General features: G+C 56.8%; 27 protein-coding genes and 1 pseudogene. 11 read left to right on the top strand and 17 right to left on the bottom strand.

Going from position 1 to position 23,076, the window contains the following annotated elements:
• Positions 1–4 precede the first annotated feature (4 nt).
• The 3 genes from DHN10_RS14865 to DHN10_RS14855 form a co-directional block, all read right to left on the bottom strand.
• Complete coding sequence (locus tag DHN10_RS14865; protein WP_108816142.1) at positions 5–766, bottom strand: fumarylacetoacetate hydrolase family protein; 762 nt, start codon at positions 764–766, stop codon at positions 5–7.
• Between the two features lie 84 nt (positions 767–850).
• Positions 851–1,300 (bottom strand): SRPBCC domain-containing protein, encoded by a 450-nt coding sequence (locus DHN10_RS14860; RefSeq protein WP_108816141.1) that lies wholly within the window; start codon positions 1,298–1,300, stop codon positions 851–853.
• Positions 1,297–1,614 carry an ArsR/SmtB family transcription factor gene (locus tag DHN10_RS14855; protein ID WP_108816140.1) on the bottom strand — a complete coding sequence of 106 codons (318 nt, stop codon included), beginning with the start codon at positions 1,612–1,614 and terminating at the stop codon, positions 1,297–1,299. Before DHN10_RS14855 ends, DHN10_RS14860 begins: the two co-directional genes overlap by 4 nt.
• Positions 1,615–1,747: 133 nt before the next feature.
• On the opposite strand from DHN10_RS14855, the gene DHN10_RS14850 reads away from it, so the two are divergent.
• The 5 genes from DHN10_RS14850 (at position 1,748) to DHN10_RS14830 (ending at position 5,159) form a co-directional block, all read left to right on the top strand.
• Positions 1,748–2,368, top strand: a complete 621-nt coding sequence (locus DHN10_RS14850) for an ATP-dependent Clp protease proteolytic subunit (protein WP_108816139.1) — start codon at positions 1,748–1,750, stop codon at positions 2,366–2,368.
• Positions 2,369–2,585: 217 nt separating this feature from the next.
• Entirely contained in the window at positions 2,586–3,851 is a 1,266-nt protein-coding gene (gene clpX, locus DHN10_RS14845; protein ID WP_108816138.1) for an ATP-dependent Clp protease ATP-binding subunit ClpX, read from the top strand.
• A 4-nt stretch (positions 3,852–3,855) separates the two neighbouring features.
• Positions 3,856–4,239: a RidA family protein gene (locus DHN10_RS14840; protein WP_108816137.1), complete on the top strand. Its 384-nt coding sequence runs from the start codon at positions 3,856–3,858 to the stop codon at positions 4,237–4,239.
• 61 nt (positions 4,240–4,300) lie between these two features.
• Positions 4,301–4,684, top strand: coding sequence for an NADH:ubiquinone oxidoreductase subunit NDUFA12 (locus DHN10_RS14835; RefSeq protein WP_108816136.1), 384 nt, complete (start codon positions 4,301–4,303; stop codon positions 4,682–4,684).
• A 10-nt stretch (positions 4,685–4,694) separates the two neighbouring features.
• Positions 4,695–5,159, top strand: coding sequence for a DUF2155 domain-containing protein (locus DHN10_RS14830; RefSeq protein WP_306419270.1), 465 nt, complete (start codon positions 4,695–4,697; stop codon positions 5,157–5,159).
• On the opposite strand, the gene aat is transcribed toward DHN10_RS14830, so the two are convergent.
• The 9 genes and pseudogenes from aat to DHN10_RS14790 all read right to left on the bottom strand — a co-directional run bounded on the left by aat (position 5,123) and on the right by DHN10_RS14790 (position 13,208).
• Positions 5,123–5,704 carry a leucyl/phenylalanyl-tRNA--protein transferase gene (gene aat / locus DHN10_RS14825; protein WP_234417158.1) on the bottom strand — a complete coding sequence of 194 codons (582 nt, stop codon included), beginning with the start codon at positions 5,702–5,704 and terminating at the stop codon, positions 5,123–5,125. The two genes, DHN10_RS14830 and aat, sit on opposite strands and share 37 nt — an antisense overlap.
• Positions 5,705–5,779: 75 nt before the next feature.
• Positions 5,780–7,129 (bottom strand): acetyl-CoA carboxylase biotin carboxylase subunit, encoded by a 1,350-nt coding sequence (gene accC, locus DHN10_RS14820; RefSeq protein WP_108816134.1) that lies wholly within the window; start codon positions 7,127–7,129, stop codon positions 5,780–5,782.
• A gap of 11 nt (positions 7,130–7,140) precedes the next feature.
• Positions 7,141–7,635: an acetyl-CoA carboxylase biotin carboxyl carrier protein gene (accB, locus tag DHN10_RS14815; RefSeq protein WP_108816133.1), complete on the bottom strand. Its 495-nt coding sequence runs from the start codon at positions 7,633–7,635 to the stop codon at positions 7,141–7,143.
• A gap of 274 nt (positions 7,636–7,909) precedes the next feature.
• Positions 7,910–8,659, bottom strand: a complete 750-nt coding sequence (locus DHN10_RS14810) for an ABC transporter ATP-binding protein (protein WP_108816132.1) — start codon at positions 8,657–8,659, stop codon at positions 7,910–7,912.
• Positions 8,660–8,726: 67 nt separating this feature from the next.
• Positions 8,727–8,861 (bottom strand): hypothetical protein, encoded by a 135-nt coding sequence (locus DHN10_RS20205; protein WP_373412707.1) that lies wholly within the window; start codon positions 8,859–8,861, stop codon positions 8,727–8,729.
• Positions 8,862–8,966: 105 nt separating this feature from the next.
• Positions 8,967–9,485: pseudogene (locus DHN10_RS20200) on the bottom strand (ABC transporter ATP-binding protein); the annotation flags it as partial.
• Positions 9,486–9,497: 12 nt separating this feature from the next.
• On the bottom strand, positions 9,498–10,697 hold the full coding sequence (locus tag DHN10_RS14800; RefSeq protein ID WP_108816130.1) for a branched-chain amino acid ABC transporter permease: 1,200 nt from the start codon (positions 10,695–10,697) through the stop codon (positions 9,498–9,500).
• Positions 10,698–10,701: 4 nt separating this feature from the next.
• A complete protein-coding gene (locus DHN10_RS14795) occupies positions 10,702–11,733 on the bottom strand; it encodes a branched-chain amino acid ABC transporter permease (protein ID WP_108816129.1) in 1,032 nt (343 codons plus the stop codon).
• A 128-nt stretch (positions 11,734–11,861) separates the two neighbouring features.
• On the bottom strand, positions 11,862–13,208 hold the full coding sequence (locus DHN10_RS14790; RefSeq protein WP_108816128.1) for a substrate-binding protein: 1,347 nt from the start codon (positions 13,206–13,208) through the stop codon (positions 11,862–11,864).
• Positions 13,209–13,414: 206 nt separating this feature from the next.
• Here DHN10_RS14790 and DHN10_RS14785 point away from each other — a divergent pair, with 206 nt between their 5' ends.
• The 5 genes from DHN10_RS14785 (at position 13,415) to DHN10_RS14765 (ending at position 19,213) form a co-directional block, all read left to right on the top strand.
• Positions 13,415–14,719, top strand: coding sequence for a short-chain fatty acyl-CoA regulator family protein (locus tag DHN10_RS14785; protein WP_108816127.1), 1,305 nt, complete (start codon positions 13,415–13,417; stop codon positions 14,717–14,719).
• 80 nt (positions 14,720–14,799) lie between these two features.
• Positions 14,800–15,168 carry a response regulator transcription factor gene (locus tag DHN10_RS14780; protein ID WP_108816126.1) on the top strand — a complete coding sequence of 123 codons (369 nt, stop codon included), beginning with the start codon at positions 14,800–14,802 and terminating at the stop codon, positions 15,166–15,168.
• Positions 15,165–15,449 (top strand): hypothetical protein, encoded by a 285-nt coding sequence (locus tag DHN10_RS14775; protein WP_108816125.1) that lies wholly within the window; start codon positions 15,165–15,167, stop codon positions 15,447–15,449. Before DHN10_RS14780 ends, DHN10_RS14775 begins: the two co-directional genes overlap by 4 nt.
• Entirely contained in the window at positions 15,446–18,142 is a 2,697-nt protein-coding gene (locus DHN10_RS14770; protein WP_108816124.1) for an ATP-binding protein, read from the top strand. The genes DHN10_RS14775 and DHN10_RS14770 overlap by 4 nt, the downstream gene beginning before the upstream one ends.
• 45 nt (positions 18,143–18,187) lie before the next feature.
• Complete coding sequence (locus DHN10_RS14765; RefSeq protein WP_108816123.1) at positions 18,188–19,213, top strand: FliM/FliN family flagellar motor switch protein; 1,026 nt, start codon at positions 18,188–18,190, stop codon at positions 19,211–19,213.
• Positions 19,214–19,274: 61 nt separating this feature from the next.
• On the opposite strand, the gene DHN10_RS14760 is transcribed toward DHN10_RS14765, so the two are convergent.
• Genes DHN10_RS14760 through DHN10_RS14745 form a run of 4 tightly spaced genes read right to left on the bottom strand, consistent with a single transcriptional unit; the run spans position 19,275 to position 21,455 of the window.
• Positions 19,275–19,700: a TIGR01244 family sulfur transferase gene (locus tag DHN10_RS14760; protein WP_108816122.1), complete on the bottom strand. Its 426-nt coding sequence runs from the start codon at positions 19,698–19,700 to the stop codon at positions 19,275–19,277.
• A gap of 9 nt (positions 19,701–19,709) precedes the next feature.
• Positions 19,710–20,141, bottom strand: a complete 432-nt coding sequence (locus tag DHN10_RS14755; protein WP_108816121.1) for a DUF6691 family protein — start codon at positions 20,139–20,141, stop codon at positions 19,710–19,712.
• Complete coding sequence (locus DHN10_RS14750) at positions 20,141–20,566, bottom strand: YeeE/YedE family protein (RefSeq protein WP_108816120.1); 426 nt, start codon at positions 20,564–20,566, stop codon at positions 20,141–20,143. The genes DHN10_RS14755 and DHN10_RS14750 overlap by 1 nt, the downstream gene beginning before the upstream one ends.
• A gap of 25 nt (positions 20,567–20,591) precedes the next feature.
• The gene (locus tag DHN10_RS14745; protein ID WP_108816119.1) at positions 20,592–21,455 is read right to left on the bottom strand and encodes an MBL fold metallo-hydrolase; all 864 of its coding nucleotides are present in this window, start codon (positions 21,453–21,455) and stop codon (positions 20,592–20,594) included.
• 86 nt (positions 21,456–21,541) lie between these two features.
• Here DHN10_RS14745 and DHN10_RS14740 point away from each other — a divergent pair, with 86 nt between their 5' ends.
• Positions 21,542–21,859, top strand: a complete 318-nt coding sequence (locus DHN10_RS14740; RefSeq protein ID WP_108816118.1) for an ArsR/SmtB family transcription factor — start codon at positions 21,542–21,544, stop codon at positions 21,857–21,859.
• Here the strand turns inward: DHN10_RS14740 and DHN10_RS14735 are convergent.
• Entirely contained in the window at positions 21,832–23,061 is a 1,230-nt protein-coding gene (locus DHN10_RS14735) for an acyl-CoA dehydrogenase family protein (protein WP_108816117.1), read from the bottom strand. The genes DHN10_RS14740 and DHN10_RS14735 overlap by 28 nt on opposite strands.
• Positions 23,062–23,076 lie beyond the last annotated feature (15 nt).

Raw genomic sequence — 23,076 nt, 5'->3', positions numbered from 1 at the left:
AGGGTCAGGTCCCTATGGTGACGGGCAAATCGCCGATGCCCTCAATAGAGACTGTGACGTTCTGACCGGCCCTTATGGGCCGCGCGCCAATCGATGTGCCGCAGGCAATCACGTCGCCTGGGTGCAGGGTCATGTCCTGTGAAAGGTGGCTGATAATCTCTTGCGGTGGCATGATCATGTCAGATGCAGGGTAGGACTGCCGCTCGCGGTCGTTGACCAGCGTTTTGATGGTTAGATCCTGCCAGTCCACATCGGTTTGAATAACCGGGCCGATCACGCCAAAGCCGTCGAAACCCTTGGCGCGGGCCCATTGTGGGAACGACGGGTCGGCGTTCAGCACTTCCAGCGCAGTGATATCGTTGACACAGGTGTAGCCGAAGATGGCGTCTTGTGCCCTTTCCACGCTGATATTCTTGCAGGTCTGGCCGATGACAATCCCCAACTCGCCTTCGTAAATCACACGCCCGATGTCAGGGGGGAGGGTGACGGTGCTGCCGGGTCCGGCAAGCGATGACAGCGGTTTGAGGAAGAACAAAGGATGTTCAGGCGGGGTCAGTCCGTTTTGGGTGGCTGCTGCGTGAAAGTTGTTCCAAAGGCCGATAAATTTGCCCGGTATACAGGGCGGTAGCATTGTTGCTCTGTCCAGCGCGACAGGCAGGCCTGCGTCCTGGTCTGATCCAAATGCGCTGCGTGGGTGCAGCAGGCCGTCGGCGACAATTCCAGTCAGAACCTGACCATCTGCCGTTTTGATACGTGCCCATTCCATCGCCGCGCTCCCGTTGAAAACGATACCAAGGGCAAGGATGCAACTTTAAGTTATGCACGACAAGGGGTTATGACGCGTCGCGCCTTAGGCATGCACTGGGATCTTGGCCGCACTTGCGTAGCAGCCAAGAACCATATCCCACCCCTTGAGGTAACTGGTGCTAACGGCGTCCGCCGTATCACCCAAGATGTCAAACCCACCATGCGTCAATTCGCATAGCGTGCCGTCTGCGGTTTGCGTAAAGGTCACTGTTACAACGGTTGCGTCCTTTTCGTTGCGGCCCGGAAACCAAGAAATCGCAAGGTACTTGCCCGGATCATAGGCGATCAGCTTGCCCCAAACGGCGGTCTCACCATCCTCGTCGGTTTCGATGATTTCACCGCCTTTGTGAGTCGGGAAGGTCAGTTTTGATCTCTCACCCTTCACGGAATGCGAGGCCTTCGGCCACCAAGTATCGATGTCATCGGTGAACAACGCGAATGCCTCTGCCGCAGTCAGGGGCACAGTAAGGGATTTGTGGATCGGATCGTTCATTTGGTTTTTCCTTTTGCTTTTTCTTCGGCGGCACGGGCAAAGGCGGTCAGGGCATCATCCCAGAGCGTATCCAGATAGCGCCGCAGCTCATCCACACCCTCTGGTGCGATCGCATAGAGCCTGCGGTTGCCAGATGGGGTGACGGTCAACAGCCCGGCATCTGACAACACACGCAGGTGCTGGCTGACGGCGGGGCGGCTGACATCCATGTCCTTTGCGATAGCCGCCACAGGCAGGGCGCCACCGCGCAAACGATCAATGATGATTCGACGTGTGGGGTCGGCAAGGGCGGTTATTGCACTTTGGTAATCCATGACTTACCGTAAGTCACCGCTTACGATTCGTCAAACGTTTCCTTGCGGCCCTTGAAGCCCCTGACACCGAACACTAAGACTCTGTCAGGATATTTGAACTAGGACGGTCCCGTCCGAACATGAGGCAGTAAATATGCAAGACCCCGCCGAGACTTATATGAACCTTGTCCCAATGGTGGTCGAACAGACCGCACGGGGTGAACGCGCCTACGACATTTTCTCTCGTCTGCTGAAAGAGCGGATCATTTTCGTGAATGGCCCCGTACATGATGGCATGAGCCAGCTGATCGTGGCGCAGTTGCTGCACCTTGAATCAGAGAACCCCAAGAAAGAAATCAGCATGTACATCAACAGCCCCGGCGGCGTGGTGACATCTGGTTTGTCGATCTACGACACGATGCAGTACATCCGTCCCAAAGTCAGCACGCTGGTGATCGGACAGGCCGCATCAATGGGTTCGCTTTTGTTGACCGCCGGTCACGAAGGCATGCGGTTCTCGCTGCCTAACAGCCGTGTGATGGTTCACCAGCCATCTGGCGGGTATCAGGGGCAGGCGACTGACATCATGATCCATGCCGCCGAGACGCAGAAATTGAAAACGCGTTTGAACGAGATTTACGTGCGCCACACCGGAAATACGCTGAAAAAGGTCGAAGCCGCACTTGAGCGTGACAACTTTATGTCACCTGAAGAAGCGAAAGAATGGGGCCTGATCGACGAAATCGTTGAAAACAGGACAAAAGCTGACGACTAATCACAGTTTTGCGGATTCCTGAACAAACGCGGTGTAACTGCCGCGTTTGTTTCTTTTCCGACGGAATTTCGACTCAATTGCAACGTACCGTTAGCGTGTTGTAAGGCACATTGTGTGCAAGATCATTTTGACATTGTGGACCTTGGCGGGCTGTCCTAATGTTAGAAAAATACAGCCCGAAGAAGTGTGAACGGCCCTTGGGGCCAAGAGGTTTGAAATGGCGAATAGCAGCGGCACAGACAGCAAAAATACGCTCTACTGCAGCTTTTGTGGCAAGAGCCAGCATGAAGTGCGCAAACTGATTGCCGGGCCGACCGTTTTCATCTGCGATGAGTGCGTTGAACTTTGCATGGATATCATCCGTGAAGAAACCAAGACAGCGGGCCTCAAGGCCGGTGACGGTGTGCCAACACCGTCCGAGATTTGTGGCGTGCTGGATGACTACGTCATTGGCCAGTCGCATGCGAAACGAGTGCTCTCGGTTGCTGTTCATAACCACTACAAGCGCCTGAACCACGCCGATAAATCCGATATCGAATTGGCGAAATCGAACATCATGCTGATCGGGCCAACTGGTTGCGGTAAGACGCTGCTGGCACAGACGTTGGCGCGCATTTTGGATGTGCCGTTTACAATGGCCGACGCAACGACCCTGACAGAAGCCGGTTATGTCGGTGAGGATGTCGAGAATATCATTCTCAAGCTCTTGCAAGCCTCTGAATACAACGTCGAACGCGCGCAGCGCGGCATCGTCTATATCGACGAAGTTGATAAAATTACGCGCAAGTCCGACAACCCGTCGATTACCCGTGATGTGTCGGGTGAAGGCGTGCAGCAGGCGCTGCTAAAGATCATGGAAGGCACGGTTGCATCTGTGCCACCTCAGGGTGGGCGCAAGCATCCGCAGCAGGAATTCCTGCAAGTGGATACGACAAACATTCTGTTCATCTGTGGCGGTGCTTTCGCTGGTTTGGACAAAATCATCGCGCAGCGCGGCAAAGGTTCTGCCATGGGCTTTGGTGCTGACGTACGCGAAGACGATGACCGCGGGATTGGTGAAATTTTCACCGATCTGGAACCAGAAGATCTGCTGAAATTCGGGTTAATCCCGGAATTTGTTGGTCGTCTGCCAGTTATTGCGACGCTGACCGATCTGGACGAAGACGCGCTGATCACAATTCTGACTGCGCCCAAGAATGCATTGGTCAAGCAGTACCAACGCCTCTTTGATCTTGAGAGCACGAAGCTGTCCTTCACAGAGGACGCGCTGAGCGCCATCGCCAAGCGTGCGATTGAACGCAAGACAGGTGCGCGTGGATTGCGGTCGATCATGGAAGATATCCTGCTCGACACGATGTTCGATCTGCCCGGCATGGATACCGTGACCGAAGTGGTAGTCAACGAAGAGGCCGTCACATCCGAGGTGGCGCCCCTGATGATCCACGATGAAGGCAAAAAGAAAGAGCCTGCAACAGCGAGTTAGGCCCGTGCCCGTTCGTCATATCAGCACCGGATCACCATTCGAGGAACAGATCGGCTATAGCCGTGCAGTTGTCGCTGATGGCTGGGTCTTTGTGGCGGGAACGACGGGATACGATTACGCCCGCATGATCATGCCCGACAGCATCGAAGAGCAATGCAGCAACGCGCTTGCCACCATCGCCAAGGCCTTGGAAGACGCGGGCAGCGGGCTCGACCATGTTGTGCGGGTGAATTACATCGTGCCGGACAATGCGGAATGGGCCAAATGCTGGCCCGTTACCTCCAAGGCGTTTGCCACGGCAAAGCCAGCCGCGACGATGATTTCGGCAGGGCTGCAAAATCCCGAAATGAAGATCGAAATCGAAGTGACTGCGCGAGTCCCCGCTTGAGCAGACTGGACCTTTTGCCGTGCTTGGTGCATGGATAGGCAACGCAATCCGGAGACGCGACATGGGCCTTGGTCACAACATCAAACGCATCTTTACCTGGTGGGATGGGCAATCCTTTGGCACCCAGCTTTGGACCAGCCGGAATGGCACGAAAGTTGGCGAAGATGCCGAAGGCAACGTCTATTATCGCAACAAAGACGACAGCCGCCGCTGGGTAATCTACAACGGCGAAAACGAAGCGTCCCGCGTCAGCCCCGATTGGCACGGCTGGTTGCACCGCACCTGGGACGAACCACCAACCGAGGCCGCGCTGAAGCGCAAGGATTGGGAAAAGCCGCATCAGGAGAATCTGACCGGCACAATGGCGGCCTATGCGCCAGCGGGTTCAATCCGCAAATCAGCCCCGGCTGAAAGATCCGATTATGAGGCGTGGACACCCGAGTAAGGACCAGCAAATGCGGTCTAGTTTGACATTCTTGTTTTTGATGCTTGCGGCCCCCTTGGCGGCCCAAGATGAGATTGTCGTGACCCCTTTGGAGGAACTGATCGGCGAGTTGGTCACAACACCCAATGAGGTGACCGAAGAATTCCTGACCACCTCGACCGAAGCGCAGGCGCAGCAGGTCTCGGTTGCCGAAGGCGGCGAATTGCGCGTGCTGGACAAGCTGACCGGCGAGGTCAAAGACCTGTCATTGCAAAACGGTGAAATGGCGGCGCTGGGCTTTCTTGCGGTGACGTTGAACGAATGCCGCTACCCGGTCGAAAACCCCTCTGGCGATGCTTTTGTCCGCGTCGAAGTTGTTGATCGCAAAGAAAGCACACCGCTTTTTGCAGGCTGGATCATCGCAACCGCACCGGCGCTGAATGCGATGGATCACCCGCGTTACGACGTCTGGGCGTTGCGCTGTATCACATCCTGAGCAGGCGGGATGGGTCCCGTCTCTGTGAATGAGGCATGTGTGTTGATCGCATCAGCGAGTAGATCCCGATAGGTGTCGCGTGGAATCTCGACCGCGCCCAAACTTGCCAGATGCTCGGTGATGAACTGGGTATCAAACAGCGTGAACCCACCCAGAACAAGCCGATCCACCAGATAGGCAAGCGCCACCTTTGAGGCATCCGTCCTGCGGCTGAACATGCTTTCACCAAAGAATGCAGCACCAATAGTGACACCATAGACGCCACCGACCAGTTCACTGCCTTCCCAAACCTCAACCGAATGCGCCGCCCCTTGCTGGTGCAGGCGCAGATAAAGGTCAAAGATCGTGTCGTTGATCCAAGTTTCATCCCTGTCGGCACAGCCCGACACAACCGCAGCAAAGGCCGTGTCACTGGTCACGGTGAACTGCCCGCGCCGCAACGTCCGGGCAAGGCTGCGCGAGATATAGAACCCATCAAGGGGGAACACGCCGCGCATCCTGGGATCAACCCAAAACACCTCTGGGTCGTCGCGTCCTTCGGACATGGGAAACACACCTACCTGATAGGCCTGCAAAAGCAGGGCCGGTGTCAGGATGGGGTCGCTGTCCTTCACGGGGCCTTAAGAGGGCAAGTTTTCTTCAAGCCAATGTTCCAACCAGTGAATGTTGTATTCACCGGTTTGCACGGCCTCTTCGGCCAGCAACGCGTGGAACAGCGGTATTGTGGTATCGACACCGTCAACGATCAATTCACCCAAGGCGCGGCCCAGACGTGCGAGCGCTTCGGGGCGATCGCGACCATGCACGATCAGCTTGCCAATCAAACTGTCGTAATAGGGCGGGATGCTATAGCCGTCATAAAGCGCCGAATCCATCCGCACGCCAAGCCCACCCGGCGCGTGATATTGCGTGATCCTGCCGGGGCAGGGGGCAAAGTTGGGCAGCCTTTCGGCGTTGATCCGCACCTCAATCGCGTGACCGTTGATGTCCAGATCATCCTGGCCAAAGGACATGGGCATCCCTGATGCAACGCGCAGCTGTTCACGCACAAGATCGACACCAAAGATGGCTTCGGTAACCGGGTGTTCAACCTGCAGACGGGTGTTCATCTCGATGAAATAGAATTCATCGTTCTCAAACAGAAACTCGATTGTGCCCGCACCGATGTAGTTGATCTTGGCGACCGCATCGGCACAAACCTTGCCGATCCTTGCACGTAGCTCGGGGGTGATGCAGGGGCCGGGGGCCTCTTCAAACACCTTCTGGTGGCGGCGTTGCAGCGAACAGTCACGTTCGCCCAAGTGGACCGCATTGCCCTTGCCGTCACCAAAGACCTGAATTTCAATGTGACGTGGGGTGGTCAGGTATTTTTCGATATAGACTTCGTCGTTGCCAAAGGCGGCTTTGCCTTCGGCCCGCGCAGAGTGGAACGCCTGTTCCATGTCAGCGGCGGTTTGGGCCACTTTCATACCGCGTCCGCCACCACCCGCGGTGGCTTTGATGATCACCGGATAGCCGACTTCTTCGCCAATGCGCTGCGCATCTTTCAGGGTCGGTACGCCGCCGTCAGAGCCGGGCACGCATGGTACGCCCAAAGCCTTCATCGTGTCCTTGGCAGTGATCTTGTCACCCATCACGCGGATATGTTCCGCCGTGGGTCCAATGAACGTCAGATCGTGATCCTGCACGGCCTGCACGAATGCGGCGTTTTCAGATAGGAAGCCATAGCCGGGGTGAATCGCCTGCGCGCCAGTGATTTCACAGGCCGAAATGATCGCTGGAAAAGACAAATAGCTTTGGGTTGAGGAAGGCGGGCCGATGCAGATCGCCTCATCCGCCATACGCACATGCATTGCATCAGCATCAGCGGTGGAATGTACCGCAACAGATTTGACACCCATTTCGCGGCAAGCGCGCACGACACGCAGGGCAATCTCGCCCCGGTTTGCAATAAGGATTTTATCGAACATTGGGCCGGCCCTTATTCGATGATCACAAGTGGTGCGCCAAATTCAACGGCGCCGCCGTCTTCGACCATGATCCGCTTCACTGTGCCCGCTCGCGGGGCCGGAATATGGTTCATGGTTTTCATGGCTTCGATAATCAGCAACGTGTCGCCTTCCTTGACCGATGCGCCAACACTGACAAAATTGGCGGCGCCAGGTTCTGCGGCCATATAGACCGTGCCTACCATGGGGGATGTCACCGCACCTGGGTGGCTTGCCGGGTCAACATTGTCAGAGGCCGGAGCGGCTGGCGCTGCCGGAGCGGCAGCTGCTGCTGCCGGGGCGACAGGTGCAGCTTGCATGCTTTGCTGGACAATGGTCTGCATCTTACGACTGACCCGGACGTTCAGGCTGTCGTTTTCGGCGTAATCTCGCTTGACCTGCAACTCTGTCAGGTCATTTTCGCGCAACAGTTCTGCCAATGCCTGAATAAAGCTGACATCGCTATCGTGAGAAGTTTTCTTGCTCATAGTGTCCTCGGCCCATTACTCGTATTTTTTTGGCGTCTTTGCGACGTGACGTCACAAATCATCACCATGCTTATAGGGCAAGGTCGCGAGGGTGGAAAGCGGGGTCAGTCCAAAATGCCTCAGGCTAGCTCTGGCACGCTATTTGTGGCGGTTTCGGCGTCCGACTGGACCGCTTGAACAGCGTCGTCCGCGGCGTCCTAGGGCGACATGGGGACGTCAAAGAACCGCAATGCCCGCCCTTGCGGCAGATTTGAACTTATCGGTCCACTCTTGATCAAATCGCCAGATACTGCTCGCGCAACTGGGCATCTTCCAGCACCGCAGCTGCCGACCCGTCGTAGACGACGGTGCCTGTATCAAGGATCACGGCGCGGTCGGCGAGTTTCAATGCGGCTACAGCGTTTTGTTCCACAATCACCGTGGTGATACCCTGATCGCGGATGATGCCCAATGTCTTGGCAATTTCCTGAACGATAACCGGGGCGAGGCCCTCGTAAGGTTCATCAAGCAGCAGCACTTTGATGTCACGAGCCAGCGCGCGGGCAATCGACAGCATCTGCTGCTCGCCGCCTGACAGGGTGACGCCCTCTTGCTTGCGGCGTTCACCCAAGCGTGGAAAAAGGTCATAAATACGGTCCAGTGACCAGCCTTTGGGGGGGGCGATTTGGGCCAGTTGCAGGTTTTCTTCCACGGTGAGCCCCGGAATAATGCGTCGATCCTCTGGCACCAATGCAATGCCTGCGGTGGCAGCCTGATGGCTTTTCATCTCGTGCAGTGGCTGGTGATCAAGCCAGATTTCACCGTGGCGCAATTCTGGATCGTCCAGACGGGCGATCGTGCGCAGGGTCGAGGTCTTGCCGGCACCATTCCGGCCCAAAAGCGCTAGAATTTCACCTTCATGGATGTTGAAGCTGATATTCTGCACGATGTAGCTTTCGCCGTAATATGCCTCGATCTCCCACACGCTGAGGTAAGCGGGGTGGGTTGCGGCGTTATTGGCGTTTTTGTTGAAAGGTGCGTTCATTTTTGTCTCCGGGGTGACAGACTTTCGACGAAAGTCTGTGGACAATTTTTGTGCCAAAAATTGGCGGTTAGACCTGTGCCTCGCCAAGATAGGCTTCGCGCACCTTGGGATGGCCTTTGATGTTGTCCGGTGTGTCCTCGACCAGCGGTGTGCCTTGGGCCAACACAGTGATCCGTTCGGCCAGCGAGAACACCACATTCATGTCGTGTTCGATAATAGCCATGGTGATCCCGCGTTTCTGGCGGATTTCCTTTAGCAGATTGATCGTGTTTTCAGTATCCGCACGCGCCATACCCGCCGTTGGTTCATCCAGCAGCAGCAGCTTAGGGTCCTGCACCAGACACATGGCCATTTCCAGACGCCGTTTGTCACCACGTGACAGGCTTGAGGCGATCATGTCCTTCTTTTCCAACATGTTCACATCAGCTAAAATGGCATCCGCCTGTTCTTGAATGCCTCTTTCAGCAAAGATGCTTTCGATGGCATGCATACGGAACGCACCGTCGCGTTTAGCAAAGCAGGGGATCATGACGTTTTCAAACACGCTAAGATCGCTGAAGATCTCAGGCGTTTGAAACACACGACTGATGCCCATCTGGTTGATCTCATGTGGCTTGCGCCCCAGCACCGATTGCCCGTCGAACATCACCGATCCGCTGTCCGGGATCAGCTTACCTACTAGCACGTTCAGCAAGGTGGATTTGCCAGCGCCATTGGGGCCGATGATTGCGTGCGTCGTGTTCTCGGCCACGCTGAGGTTCACATCACCCAGCGCCTGCAAACCGCCGAACCGTTTGTTGATGCCTTTGACTTCAAGAATTCCCATCAGTCTTACTCCTTATTCAGCCGGTTCAGTGGCTTTGGATTTCGCGTCTTCCGGTTTCTTGCGCTGGAACATGGCAGCAATTTTCTGCCCGCCCTGCACCAGACCGCCCGGCAGGAAGATCACGACAAGCATGAACACCAGGCCCAGCGTCAGGTGCCAGCCCTTGCCGATGAACGGGTGAATGATCGCAACAACGAAATTCTCAAGGCCGTCAGGCAGAAAGGCAAACCAGCCATGCAAGATCGTGTCATTGATTTTTGAGAAGATGTTCTCGAAATACTTGATCATGCCTGCGCCCAGAACGGGACCAATTAGCGTTCCCGCACCACCAAGGATGGTCATCAGGACAACCTCGCCCGATGCCGTCCATTGCATCCGTTCGGCACCCGCCAGTGGGTCCATGGAGGCCATAAGACCACCGGCCAGACCTGCATACATGCCAGAGATCACAAAGGCCGCCAGCGTGTAGGGTCGCGCATTCAGGCCGGTATAGCTCATCCTTGTCTGGTTGGATTTGATCGCCCGCAGCATCATCCCGAAAGGTGAGCGGAAGATGCGGATCGCCAGATAGAATGACCCGATAAGAAAGATCGCAGCAAGGTAATAGCCTGCGTTGAAGGTGAACAGCCAGTTCCCAATCGAAAACTCATAGCTTGCCCGCATCTCTAATCCGAACAAGGCTGGCACCGGAATGTTGCCTGTTGCCGTCTGCGATGCGCCAAAGATACGTGGATCATCAAGCGCAAGCTGCAAACCCGTCTCACCGCCGGTAATCGGTGTCAGCACCGAATAGGCCAGGGCGAAAGACATCTGGGCAAAGGCCAGTGTCAGGATCGAAAAGTAGATGCCTGAGCGGCGCAGCGACACATAACCGATGATCAACGAAAACAGGCCTGCGATCAGCACGCTAAGCGCGATGGCTGGCAGCACGTTCATGCTAAGCAACTTGAACATCCAGACCGCAGCATAGGAACCTGCACCCAGAAATGCCGCGTGACCAAACGAAAGATAGCCGGTCAGACCAAACAGAATGTTGAACCCAATGGCGAAGATACCAAAGATCACAAAGCGCTGCATCAGATCAGGGTAGCCTGCGTTGAACTGCGCCATCTCTGACCCTTCAGGGAAGGGGTTAAGGATGAAGGGGGCCAGCATCGTCAGACCGATCACGATCAGCAATAGCCGGAAGTCTTTTTTCTCTAATCCGAGCATTGGCTTATTCCTCCATCACGCCTTTGCGGCCCATCAGGCCACGTGGACGCGTCAACAGAATGATGATTGCAACAAGGTAGATGATGATTTGGTTGATGCCTGGCAGGATGTCGATCACCGCTGACATGGAGGCGAAACTTTCCAGAATACCCAGCAGGAAACCTGCGGCGACGGCGCCGGGCAGCGATCCCATGCCGCCCACAACAACCACAACAAAGCTCAGCACAAGGAAATCCATTCCCATGTGATAGTTGGGCGAGTTTATGGGCGCATACATCACCCCTGCCAAACCTGCGACGGCCGCGGCAATCCCGAACATAATCGTGAACCGTTTGTCGATATCGATGCCCAACAGGCCCACGGTTTCGCGGTCGGCCATACCGGCCCTCACGACCATCCCGAAGGTGGTGAATTGGAGGAAGGCAAACACAGCAGCGATGATCCCGATCGAGAAGAAGAAATACACCAGACGCCAATAGGGGTAGATGATCGCATTGGGATCAAATCCCAGTGCTACGCCAAAATCGAAGCTGCCGACAAAGGCCGACGGGGCAGGTGTTGGAATAGGGTTGGCACCGTAGAAATATTTGACGATTTCCTGGATCACGATGGCCAGACCAAAAGTCACAAGGATCTGATCGGCATGTGGGCGCTTGTAGAAGTGCTTGATCAGACCACGCTCCATGATGAAGCCGATGGCGATCATCACTGGGATGGCTGCGATGATCGCAATGGGCACCGCCCAGTCGATGATCACATCGCCTGTGGCTTGGCCGAACCAGTCATAGATATAGGGCACATCCACCTGTAGCGGATTGCCCAGAAAATCAGTGCGGGTTTCATCCACAACCTTGTGGCTAAGGGTGAGCAGCTTGCTCATCGTCACAGCGACGAAGGCGCCCAGCATGAAAAGCGCACCATGCGCAAAGTTAACAACGCCGAGCGTGCCGAAGATGAGTGTCAGTCCCAGCGCAATCAACGCATAGGCCGAGCCCTTATCAAGCCCGTTGAGAATTTGAAGAATGAACTGGTCCATGAGGTGACCTCTGATCGGTTTGGGAGAGAGCAGGGTGCTCTGCATCAAATCGCAGCCAAGTAACCGGCGCGATTGAGAAAATAGGGGGATGTCAGGCCGCCAAAGGGGTGGCCTGACGAAATGTTGGCTTAAGCGCCTGGGTTACATGTACCCAATGCACCACCAGCGAACTGTGGGTGATCAGGTGCATATGTAACCTGATCAACTGGTGTGACTTCAACGATTTCGAGAAGGTCAAACTCGTTTTCTGGGTTTTCTTTACCCTTCACAACCAGCACGTCCTTGAAGCACTGGTGATCAGCGCCGCGGTACAGCGTTGGGCCGTTGCCCAGACCGTCGAACTCAAAGTCTTCCAGAGCTTCGACAACCGCACATGGGTTGAACGAACCGGCGCGTGTGACCGCATCCGCATAAAGCAGGGTTTGCACATAAGTTGTGTGCGCAGCCTGTGACGGCGGGAAGCCGTATTTAGTGCCGAACGAACGAACGAAGGCTTGTGAACCTGCATCCTGCAACGACCAGTGCCAGTTTGTTGAACCAAAGATGCCCTTCACGTTGGCACCCGCACCTTTCGCCATCAGGCGAGAGTAGAGCGGAACAACGATTTCGAAGTTCTGGCCGTTGGCTTGTGCTTCGCGCAAACCAAACTGAACCGCGTTGGTCAGCGAGTTCACCATGTTCCCGCCGTAGTGGTTCAGAACCAGAACGTCGGCACCAGAGTTCAGAACAGGCGCAATATAGGAAGAGAAGTCTGTCTGTGTCAGCGGTGTTTTCACAGCGTTCACAGTTTCCCAACCCATGGCTTCTGTCGAAGACTTCACGGCTTCTTCTGTGGTGTAACCCCAGTTGTAGTCAGCTGTCAGGTGATAAGCCTTACGGTTGGTTCCGTAGTTGGCAGCAAGCACAGGGGCCAGCGCCGCACCAGACATGTAAGAGTTAAAGAAGTGGCGGAAACCATTGGCCCGCTTGTCTTTACCTGTTGTGTCGTTGGAGTGGGTCAGACCCGCCATAAAGATCACGCCAGCCTCTTGGCACAACGCCTGTACAGCCACAGCAACACCGGAGGACGAACCACCTGTGATCATGACTGCGCCGTCTTTTTCGATCATCGAACGGGCAGAAGCACGTGCGGCGTCGGACTTCGTCTGCGTATCACCGGTGACATACTTAACTTCACGGCCCAGAATACCGGTACCGTCCAGCGCCTTCGATGAGAACGTGCCCAGCATGCCGCCATCGCCGCCACCGTTCAGGTGCTCAACCGCCAACTCATAAGCGCGCAACTCGTCTGCACCCTCGTCCGCGTAAGGACCGGTTTGCGGGACGTTGAAACCCAGAATGACTTCGCTGTCGCCCGGTGCATTGGTAAATCCAGCATGGCTGTCAGCACGCAAATACTGCGGCAAAGCGAGGCCAGCACTTGCAACCATACCGGTCTTAAGTACGCCACGACGTGAAAATTTCGAATTGGACATTAATATCCTCCCTAAAGATTTCTGTCGGCTGGGCCTCCTCGCCCAATCAACATGGGATCAGTCTCTGTTACGCACCCCTTAACCAGCAACAAACCATTGAGACGACTAGACTTATTTGTAAATTCATGCACAGATAAAGTGTTAACTTTGTAAATCGGTTTTCTTGCAGGTGCAGAAAGCCACTGAAACTGTTGGGGGAATTCACCATGCCAGCACAGCAACTTGCAGGGTCACGCATCCGCGAAAAGCGCCTCGACCGAGGGTTGAAGCAGGCCGTGGTGGCGGAAATAGTGGGGATATCACCCTCATATTTGAACCTGATCGAGCACAATCGCCGCAGAATCGGTGGCAAGATATTGGCGGACATCGCCCGCGCCTTGGATGTTGATGCGTCCCTGCTGATTGATGGGGTCGATGCAGCGCTTCTGGACGAAATGCGCCACGCCGCCGCCTTGCTGGGGCCAGACGTTGAAGTTGAAAAGGCCGAGGAATGTGCGGCCCGATATCCCGGCTGGAGCGCGCTTATTGCCACCCAGTCGCGCCGCATCACTGCTCTTCAGACGCAAGTGCAGGCCCTTAGCGACCGGATGACCCATGATCCTGCATTGGCAGCGGCATTGCATGAGGTGATTTCGACCGTCAGCGCGATCCGCTCGTCATCGTCCATTCTTGTGGGCCCAGAACACCTGGATGACGATTGGCAGCGTCGGTTTCACCACAACATCCACGACGACAGTCTGCGGCTTGCGGAAAGCAGCGAGGCGCTGATCAGTTATCTGCAAGCGCCCGAGGCCCAGAGCGATACGGCAATGTCTGCCTTTGAGCAGATGGAAAGCTGGCTTGCCCAATCCGGATTTCATTTACCCGCGCTGGAAAAGGGCGGCGCTGATACCGGGGCATTTGTGAAGGCATCCGGCCTGACCGGAGCATCAGCCGCGCTGTTGAAAGCCCATGCAGAGGTGTATGCAGAAGACGCGGTAGCACTTCCTTTGGCCAAGTTCGAAAAGGCCTGCCGCGCACACGCCTATGATCCAGCGGCCATCGCGCAGCACTTTTTTCAACCCTTGCCTCGTGTGCTGCGGCGCTTGGCATGCCTGCCGCCTGAGGCCGGGCACCCGCCGATGGCGCTTGCGGTCTGTGATGCCGCGGGTGTGTTGACCTTTGTCAAACCGGTGCCGGGGTTCTCCATGCCACGCGCGGGCGGAGCCTGTCCGTTGTGGCCGCTCTTTCTCGCACTCAATCGTCCAGGTCAGCCGATCAGGCTTGAGGTGGCATTGCCCGGCGTCAATGCCTCGCACGCCTTATGCTATGCCGTCGCAACAGTCCGCGACGCCACGCATTTTGATGTGCCACCTGCGGTGCAAAGCATCATGCTAGTTGTACCGGACCCCGAAACCAACCTAGGCGCACCGCAGCCAGTGGGCGTTGCCTGCCGGATTTGCCCACGCAGCGACTGCGCCAGCCGCCGCGAACCCGCAGTTTCCGGGGTCTCGGTGCAAACAGCACTTTGACTTGCCTCACGATTGCCCCATAGTCCGACAGCAGGGGGCGCTACGCAAAAGCGTGATGCGACGGAAGGGGAGGCGATGAGATGGGCAAAAGGGTCCTTCTGATCGAAGATGAGCCGAATATCATCGAGGCGATCAGCTTTATCCTGTCACGGGATGGCTGGACTGTTCACACGCATGAAGACGGCACCACCGCCATGGATAAAGTGCTGGGCTTTCCGCCGGACATGATCATCCTTGATGTCATGCTGCCCGGACGCAGCGGTTTTGACATTCTGCGTGATCTGCGGGGCAATGATACCACCAAGGACCTGCCTGTCATGATGCTGACTGCACGTGGTCAGGAAAAGGATCGCGAATTGGCCCTGCGGCTTGGCGCCAATCATTTCATGACCAAGCCCTTTTCCAACTCAGAGGTCCGCGATTTTGTCCGTGATCTGATCGGAGCATGAGCCGGGCAACCCCATCGCAGGTCTTCCTACACAGGGCGAATTACCGGCAGCGTCGGCTGCGCGATGCGGCAAAACTCTTGCCCGTTGTGGGCATTCTGCTGTGGGCGATCCCGTTGACCTGGCCTGCGGCATCCGAAAACCATCAGGCCAATATCGGGTCGGCAGGACTGCTTTATGTCTTTGGCGTCTGGGTTTTGCTGATTGTGCTTGCTGCGGCCCTGACCAGCCGCATGCGGCCAAATCCTGAAACGCCACAGGGCGAGGGCGCCGAAAAGGAATGATGTCCTTCAATTTCCTGATAGCGGTTGCGCTGGGCTACGTCATCGTCCTGTTCGCTGTCGCATTTTTGGCAGAGCGCCGGGCCATTGCAGGCCATTCCAACTGGCTGCAATCGCCGATCATCTACACGCTGTCGCTAAGCATCTATTGCACCGCTTGGACGTTCTACGGGGCAGTTGGCTATGCCGCACGCTCGGGTCTGGAGTTCGTCACGATCTACATCGGCCCCACGCTAGTCATGGTTGGCTGGTGGTGGGTTCTGCGTCGTCTGGTTCGGATTGGCCGCGCGCAACGCATCACGTCGATTGCCGACCTTGTGTCGTCGCGCTTTGGCAAATCGACGCAATTGGGGATCATTGTGACGCTGATCTCGGTGATCGCGGGTACACCCTACATCGCCTTGCAGCTGCAGTCGGTCACTTTGTCATTTGCCGTCTTTGCGCAAGTCGAAGGGGTGATATGGGAACAGGCGGATTTCAATCGCACGGCCGTTTGGGTGGCCATCGGGCTCGCAGTCTTTACCGTGCTGTTTGGTACACGCAATCTGGATGCCAATGAACGTCACCACGGTATCGTCATGGCCATCGCGGTTGAGGCAGTGGTAAAGCTGCTGGCACTTGTTGCCGTTGGCGTATTTGTTGTCTGGGGTGTGGCTGGCGGGCCGGCTGAGATGCTTGACCGCATTGACGCTTCAGAGATCGATCTTTGGGATCAGAACTCTGGCCGCTGGATCGGGCTGATCTTCCTGTCAGCGGCGGCTTTCCTGTGTTTGCCGCGCATGTTTCAGGTGTTGGTTGTCGAAAACGCGGATGAGCGCCATTTGCACATCGCCAGTTGGGCGTTCCCTCTTTACCTCTTTTTGATGAGCCTATTTGTGGTGCCCATCGCGGTGATCGGGCTTGATCTTTTGCCTGCTGGCAGCAACCCCGATCTGTTCGTGCTCACGGTGCCGTTGAACCAAGGGCAGGGCGGGCTGGCAGTGTTGTCCTTTCTGGGCGGGCTGTCTTCGGCCACATCCATGGTGATTGTCGCCACGCTGGCGCTGGCCACGATGGTGTCCAACCACATGGTTGTGCCACTTTGGTTGCGCTTTCAGGGCTCACAACAGGCGATAATCTCGGGTGATGTGCGCCATGTGATCCTGCTGTCGCGACGCGTCTCGATCGCGGCCATCTTGGCGCTTGGGTTTCTCTATTACCGCACGTCTGGCGGCGGTACAGCACTTGCGGCAATTGGCCTGATTTCGTTCACCGGGGCCGTCCAGATCTTGCCCGCCATGATTGGCGGTATCTTCTGGCGCGGGGCAACAGGCGTTGGGGCTGCAATGGGGCTGATCACCGGGCTGTTGATTTGGCTTTGGTCGCTGTTTCTGCCCAGTTTTGGCACCGACGCCTTTATCAGTGAAGCTGTGATGCTCAACGGACCATGGGGGCTTAGCTGGTTACGTCCGCAAGCGTTGTTTGGCATCTCGGATTTGGACCCGCTGGTGCATGGTATCCTGTGGTCAATGTTGCTGAATGCCGGGATGTTTGTGCTAGGGTCATTGGTCACGTTTCCAGCCCCGTTAGAGCGGTTGCAAGGCGCACAATTCGTCAATGTGTTTGATCATTCCAATGCTGCACCCACATGGACCGCAGCGGCGGCCGGGGCAGAAGATCTGTTGATCATGGCGCAGCGGATCATGGGCAGCAGTGAGGCGCAGGCGGTCTTTGAACAAGAGGCCAAGGCGCAGGGCAAAGTCGGCTATCTGCCGGAAGTCACATTGGAGTTCATTGAGCGGCTTGAACGGGAATTGGCGGGCACTGTGGGGGCGGCGACCGCCCATGCGATGATTGGGCAGTTGATCGGCGGCAGCAGCGTGTCCGTCGAAGATCTGATTGCCGTCGCCGATGAGGCCGCGCAAATCCTTGAATATTCCAACCGGCTAGAGGAAAAGTCGAATGAACAGGAACGCACCGCCCGCGCCCTACGCGAGGCCAATGCCAAACTGACGGCCCTCTCGATCCAGAAAGATGCCTTTCTTAGCCAGATCAGCCACGAATTGCGCACGCCAATGACCTCAATCCGGTCTTTTTCGGATATTCTGCGCGAAGGCGGCATGACCACCAAAGAACAAGGCCGCTATGCGGGGATCATCCATGATGAGGCGGTCCGCCTGACCCGACTTTTGGATGATTTGCTTGATTTGGCGGTGCTTGAAAACGGACAGGTTGTCTTGCACGAACAGACCGGAAATCTGTCGGATCTGTTGGACCGGGCCGTGCGCGCGTCAGACGCGCATGATGGCGCGCTGACGATCATGCGCCATCGCCCAGATGAAGATTTTGCCCTGACCGCTGATCTTGACCGGCTGGGGCAGGTCTTTATCAATCTGATCTCTAATGCGCGCAAATACTGCGACGCAGATACCCCGGAATTAACCATCAAAGTTCGGAGCTCAGCCACAGGGCGGTTCGTGGATTTTATAGATAACGGCAGCGGAATCGCGCCCGACAACCAGGCGCTGATCTTTGAGAAATTCTCGCGGTTGACGGATGGATCCAAGGCCGGAGGTGCCGGGCTTGGCCTTGCGATCTGCCGCGAGGTTATGCAGCGGCTTGGGGGCGATATCGCTTATCTTGCCGGTGCCACAGGCGGTGCCTTCCGTGTCACGCTGCCGCTTGCGAAAAATCCGATCGCGTTAGAAGAAACGTAACCCTTGGGATGTTAGGCATGTCAAAGATGTGCATGTAGCAGGCCCATGACAGACACCACGCAAGCGACACTTCTGCGGCGGATGATCCGCCCGCAGACCGATGAGGGAGCGGACAACCCGCTGACCTCTTCGCGTGCCGCGCGGTTGGCACTCACGAAATCTGCCGATAGCGCAATTGGTCTTGTTCTGACGGTGACCAGTGGCGCTGAAGAAACGGCCACACTGGATGACATGTTGGGTGCGTTGTCGGACGATCTGTTGCTGATCGGTCTGGGGCGGGCGGGCACGCGCGAGGGACTTGTCAGCGTTGATTTGCAACTGCGCGCTGCCATTGTCGAAATGCAAACCGTCGGCGCGCTGATTGATCAACCTGCAACCGACCGCGCGCCAACATTGACCGATTGCATCTTGTCAGAGCCGCTTTTGACTACCTTTCTAACGGCATTTCCGGCGGCGGTCATCGGCACCCCGTTGGAAGGATGGGCTGATGGGGTCGAGTTGGATGATCGGTTCAAGGGTGTGCGCTCGGCCGGGCTGATGCTGACGGATTGCAAATACCGGATCGTGCGTATGAACGTTGATCTGGGCGTTGCCGAACGGCAAGGGCAGATCGTGATCGCCCTGCCGCTGGTGGAAACAGCCGCGCCGGAGGTGGCGGTTGACCCGGACCCAGTTGACTGGGATGCAACGTTTCTCGACACGGTGCAAGCCGCCCCTGCCACGTTGGAGGCGCAACTTCATCGCTTCACGGTGCCGCTTGCAACCATTCAGGGGCTCACTGTCAATCAGGTCTTGCCGCTGCCGGGGTGCACCGTCGATACGGTACAGCTTCGCGCAGTGGATGGTGGTGCAACCGTCGCAGTGGCTAAGCTGGGACAACTGGGCGGGATGCGCGCCGTGCGGCTGCAACCTGCACCACCGCCACAACTGACAGAGTTTGCGCAAGGCGCGGTACAAGAGGTGCCCGATCTACTCTCAGCCGGAGGGTATGATGGTATGGACACATCAACGGAACCACCGACGGACATGATGATTAATGCGATTGACGCGGATGTTGCGAATCCGCCTTGACCGCAGATGATGGGGGCGCCTGTCCGCGAGCAAGATCACGCTTGATGAGGAGGGGTCGCGCCTACTGGCCCGCGAGTGTGTCCAACTGCGCGCGCATCCCACCTAGATCGTAACCGGCGGCAGTGGTGGCGGCGATAATCTCGTCCGTGGGCATGTCGCCCGCCTGACCCAGCGACCAGACAACGGAGGACCGCGTACCAGATGCGCAATAGGCCAATGTCGGCCCGTCAGAGCCGTCCATTGTTGCCCTTTGAAGCTGCACCATATCCATGTTCAGCCCCTGATGCGTGACCGGGTTCACCACAAAGGCCAGGCCCGCATCCTGTGCAGCGGCCTCAATGACGGTAGCATGATGGCTGGGTGGAATTTCCGCATCCGGCCTGTTGCAAATGATGGTTTTGAAACCTGCGGCAGCAATGGCGGGCACGTCCTCGACCCCAATTTGGGGAGAGACAGCATAGGTCGGGCTTATCTGGCGAATATCCATGCCGAGGTCTTAGACCGCTATGGCCTGCTGGTCCAGCCGGTTGCGCAATGGTGGCGCTACCAACATGCCCGCCAACATCGCCACCAGAAAGATGACGCCGCCAAAACCGCCAAAGCTAAGTGAGGCGATGGCCGGGCCGGGGCACAGGCCCGCCAACCCCCATCCCATCCCAAAAAGCGTTGACCCGATTACCAGATTGCGCCCCAACCGCGGCTCCGGTGGTGCGGGAAATGCGTCTGCCAGTACAGGCTTGCGCCCTTGGGTAAGCCGCCACGCGATGGCCATGGGCACAATTGCGCCGCCCATCACAAAGGCCAATGTGGGATCCCAATTGCCAAAGACATCCAGCCATCCTTGCACCTTTGTGGTGTCTGTCATGCCCGACACCAGCAGCCCCAGCCCAAAAAGCCCGCCGACCAAAAAAGAGACAATCACACGCATCAGATCACCCCCAGAGCATGTTTGAAAATGACAACGGTCAGGCCACCCGCACCGATGTAGAACGCGGTCGCGACGATCCCGCGCAACGACAGCCGCGAAATGCCGCATACCCCATGGCCGGATGTGCACCCATTGGCCAGCCGAGTGCCGACCCCAACCAACAATCCGGCGATGATAATCACGGCCCAATTTGTGGTCAGATAGGTTTGGGCACCGCCCAGCATCGTTGCGGCAACGGCGGGCACACTGATCAGCCCGGCAATCAACGCGGCCCGCTCGTGCCAATCGTGCCGCCCACTGCCATCAACCAGACCGCCGACAATGCCCGACGCCCCCATGATCCGCCCGTTCACAAGCAAAAACAGCGCAGCCGCACCGCCGATAAGCAGGCCACCGGCCAGCCCCATAATCCAATCCATTGGCATGATGTGTCCTTAACGTGTTGTCCGATCAAAGCTCGTTGATCGGTACTTTGAAATAGCGCTGCCCGTTGTCTTCGGGTTCGGGGAAATGCCCCGCACGCATGTTGGTTTGCAGTGATGGCAAGATCAGCCGGGGCATGCCCAGCTTTGCATCCCGCGCTTCGCGCATATGCACGAAATCCTCCAATGGGCGGCCTTCACCGATATGCACATTCAGCGCCTTTTGCTCGCCCACAGTGGTTTCCCAGGCAAATTCGTCCCGACCGGGGGCTTTGTAGTCGTGGCCCACAAATATCCGGGTCTCATCGGGCAGTGACAGGATTTTCTGGATCGATGCATAAAGATCCTCGGCAGATCCACCCGGAAAATCGCATCTTGCTGTGCCGAAATCGGGCATGAAAAGTGTATCACCCACAAATGCCGCATCACCGATGACATAGGTCAGGCAGGCGGGCGTATGCCCCGGCGTGTGCATCACATCCACGCGCATCTGCCCGATGTGCAAGCTGTCGCCATCCGCAAAAAGACCGTCAAACTGTGACCCGTCACGCTCAAACGCGGTACCCTCGTTAAAGACCTTGCCAAAGGTATCCTGCACAATGGTGATATTCGCCCCAATCCCGATCTTGCCGCCCAGATGTTCCTGCAAATAGGGCGCGGCAGACAGGTGATCGGCGTGTACGTGGCTTTCCAATATCCACGCGACTGTCAGGCCTTCGGCCTTGACCCAACTGATGATTTCATCAGCAGAGCGGGTGTCGGTGCGCCCGGCGGCCTGATCATAGTCCAGCACGCTGTCGATGATTGCGCAGGCGCTGCCCTGTGGTTCGCGCACCACGTATGAAACTGTGTTGGTGTCTTTGTCGAAGAATGCTTGCACATGGGGTGTCATATCGAATCTCCTTCGTTAGGGAGAATAATCACTTTCCAAAACATTTCAATATTGAAATGTATTAACAACGGTAGTAGCTTGTGAAAATGGAAGATCCGAACCAAACATTGGCCGATCCGATAGATGCGGCCGCGACCGAAGCGGCGGAGGTGCTCAAGTCATTGGCCAACCCCGGTCGTTTGCGCATTCTATGCGCGCTTGTCCCCGGTGAGATGACCGTGAGCGAGCTGGAAGCGGCGATTGGCGCCAGCCAATCTTATGTCTCAGGTCAGCTTTTGCGCTTGCGCAATGAAGGTCTGGTTGCCTGCGAACGTGACGGGCGCAGCATGCATTACCGGCTGTCCGATCCACGCGTGCGCCCATTGCTGGAACGCATTTACGAACTGTTCTGCCCCACCACATAAGCCGCCAGTTCCGCCCTTGCCACCTGACGCCGATGCACCGCATCTGGGCCATCGGCCAAGCGCAAAGTCCGCAAGTGTGTCCATTGGCGCGCCAGTGGCGTGTCTTGTGACACGCCCGCAGCTCCGAACATCTGGATGGCTTTGTCAGTGATATCGAGGGCAACCTGCGGGGCCACAACCTTGATCTGGCTGATCCATGGGGCGGCTGCGCGTTTGTCACCCTGATCCATCATCCAGGCGGCTTTCAGGCACAACAGCCGCGCCTGTTCAATATCCATCCGCGCTTTGGCGATCAGATCAAAGTTTTCGCCAAGCTGCGCTAATGGCTTGCCAAAGGCCTCGCGCGAAACAGAGCGTTCACAGAGCATCTCAAGTGCCTTTTCCGCTTGTCCAATCGCCCGCATGCAATGGTGGATACGCCCCGGCCCAAGACGGCCCTGTGCAATCTCAAACCCGCGTCCTTCGCCCAAAAGCAGGTTCTCAGCAGGCACGCGCACGTCCGAATAGCGAAAGTGGATATGCCCGTGCGGTGCATCATCATGTCCGTAAACCTCCATCGCGCGGAGTTTCTCAACCCCCGGCGCATCGGCAGGCACTACAATCATAGAATGTTGTTGATGCTTTGGCCCGTTGTAGGACGTGCGCACCATCACGATATGCACGGCACAGCGGGGATCACCGGCACCGGTCGCCCACCATTTCTGACCGTTCAGCACATAGTCATCGCCATCGCGTTCACAGCGCATCGCGATGTTGGTGGCGTCAGAACTGGCCACGTCTGGCTCTGTCATCAGATAGGCGGAACGGATATCGCCAGCCATCAAAGGTCTAAGCCAGCGTTCTTTCATCGCGTCCGTCCCGTAGCGGGCAAAGACCTCCATATTGCCCGTGTCGGGCGCGTTACAGTTAAAGACCTCGGCGGCGAGATGACTCTTGCCCATTTCTTCGGCCAGATAGGCATATTCAACCGTGTTCAGTTGCGGGCCGTCGCGAAATGTGTCCCAGAAATTCCAAAGGCCGCGTTCTTTGGTCTTCGACTTGAGCCCTTCAAGAATTTCGGTTTGGCGCGGGGTAAAGGCCCAGCGGTCTCCGGTTGAAACCTCTGCCAGAAACGCATCGTCCAGCGGCGCGATTTCATCGCTGATCATCGCCTTGACCGCTGCCAGCACCGGCATCAGCCGCTCGGTTTGTCCTAGGTCCATCATTTGTCCTCCGCA

It is taken from the genome of Loktanella sp. Alg231-35 (assembly GCF_900143545.1).
Taxonomy (GTDB): domain Bacteria; phylum Pseudomonadota; class Alphaproteobacteria; order Rhodobacterales; family Rhodobacteraceae; genus Yoonia.
Note: the sequence above shows the minus strand (reverse complement) of the source record. Positions and strands in the feature narration are given on the sequence as shown.

Excerpts from the sequence above, each read along its gene's own strand:
- DHN10_RS14865 (WP_108816142.1), bottom strand. The coding sequence starts at position 766 with ATGGAATGGGCACGTATCAAAACGGCAGATGGTCAGGTTCTGACTGGA.
- DHN10_RS14860 (WP_108816141.1), bottom strand. The coding sequence starts at position 1,300 with ATGAACGATCCGATCCACAAATCCCTTACTGTGCCCCTGACTGCGGCA.
- DHN10_RS14855 (WP_108816140.1), bottom strand. The coding sequence starts at position 1,614 with ATGGATTACCAAAGTGCAATAACCGCCCTTGCCGACCCCACACGTCGA.
- DHN10_RS14850 (WP_108816139.1), top strand. The coding sequence starts at position 1,748 with ATGCAAGACCCCGCCGAGACTTATATGAACCTTGTCCCAATGGTGGTC.
- clpX (WP_108816138.1), top strand. The coding sequence starts at position 2,586 with ATGGCGAATAGCAGCGGCACAGACAGCAAAAATACGCTCTACTGCAGC.
- DHN10_RS14835 (WP_108816136.1), top strand. The coding sequence starts at position 4,301 with ATGGGCCTTGGTCACAACATCAAACGCATCTTTACCTGGTGGGATGGG.
- DHN10_RS14830 (WP_306419270.1), top strand. The coding sequence starts at position 4,695 with ATGCGGTCTAGTTTGACATTCTTGTTTTTGATGCTTGCGGCCCCCTTG.
- aat (WP_234417158.1), bottom strand. The coding sequence starts at position 5,704 with ATGTCCGAAGGACGCGACGACCCAGAGGTGTTTTGGGTTGATCCCAGG.
- accC (WP_108816134.1), bottom strand. The coding sequence starts at position 7,129 with ATGTTCGATAAAATCCTTATTGCAAACCGGGGCGAGATTGCCCTGCGT.
- accB (WP_108816133.1), bottom strand. The coding sequence starts at position 7,635 with ATGAGCAAGAAAACTTCTCACGATAGCGATGTCAGCTTTATTCAGGCA.
- DHN10_RS14810 (WP_108816132.1), bottom strand. The coding sequence starts at position 8,659 with ATGAACGCACCTTTCAACAAAAACGCCAATAACGCCGCAACCCACCCC.
- DHN10_RS20205 (WP_373412707.1), bottom strand. The coding sequence starts at position 8,861 with ATGAATGTGGTGTTCTCGCTGGCCGAACGGATCACTGTGTTGGCCCAA.
- DHN10_RS14800 (WP_108816130.1), bottom strand. The coding sequence starts at position 10,697 with ATGCTCGGATTAGAGAAAAAAGACTTCCGGCTATTGCTGATCGTGATC.
- DHN10_RS14795 (WP_108816129.1), bottom strand. The coding sequence starts at position 11,733 with ATGGACCAGTTCATTCTTCAAATTCTCAACGGGCTTGATAAGGGCTCG.
- DHN10_RS14790 (WP_108816128.1), bottom strand. The coding sequence starts at position 13,208 with ATGTCCAATTCGAAATTTTCACGTCGTGGCGTACTTAAGACCGGTATG.
- DHN10_RS14785 (WP_108816127.1), top strand. The coding sequence starts at position 13,415 with ATGCCAGCACAGCAACTTGCAGGGTCACGCATCCGCGAAAAGCGCCTC.
- DHN10_RS14780 (WP_108816126.1), top strand. The coding sequence starts at position 14,800 with ATGGGCAAAAGGGTCCTTCTGATCGAAGATGAGCCGAATATCATCGAG.
- DHN10_RS14775 (WP_108816125.1), top strand. The coding sequence starts at position 15,165 with ATGAGCCGGGCAACCCCATCGCAGGTCTTCCTACACAGGGCGAATTAC.
- DHN10_RS14770 (WP_108816124.1), top strand. The coding sequence starts at position 15,446 with ATGATGTCCTTCAATTTCCTGATAGCGGTTGCGCTGGGCTACGTCATC.
- DHN10_RS14765 (WP_108816123.1), top strand. The coding sequence starts at position 18,188 with ATGACAGACACCACGCAAGCGACACTTCTGCGGCGGATGATCCGCCCG.
- DHN10_RS14760 (WP_108816122.1), bottom strand. The coding sequence starts at position 19,700 with ATGGATATTCGCCAGATAAGCCCGACCTATGCTGTCTCTCCCCAAATT.
- DHN10_RS14755 (WP_108816121.1), bottom strand. The coding sequence starts at position 20,141 with ATGCGTGTGATTGTCTCTTTTTTGGTCGGCGGGCTTTTTGGGCTGGGG.
- DHN10_RS14750 (WP_108816120.1), bottom strand. The coding sequence starts at position 20,566 with ATGCCAATGGATTGGATTATGGGGCTGGCCGGTGGCCTGCTTATCGGC.
- DHN10_RS14745 (WP_108816119.1), bottom strand. The coding sequence starts at position 21,455 with ATGACACCCCATGTGCAAGCATTCTTCGACAAAGACACCAACACAGTT.
- DHN10_RS14740 (WP_108816118.1), top strand. The coding sequence starts at position 21,542 with ATGGAAGATCCGAACCAAACATTGGCCGATCCGATAGATGCGGCCGCG.
- DHN10_RS14735 (WP_108816117.1), bottom strand. The coding sequence starts at position 23,061 with ATGGACCTAGGACAAACCGAGCGGCTGATGCCGGTGCTGGCAGCGGTC.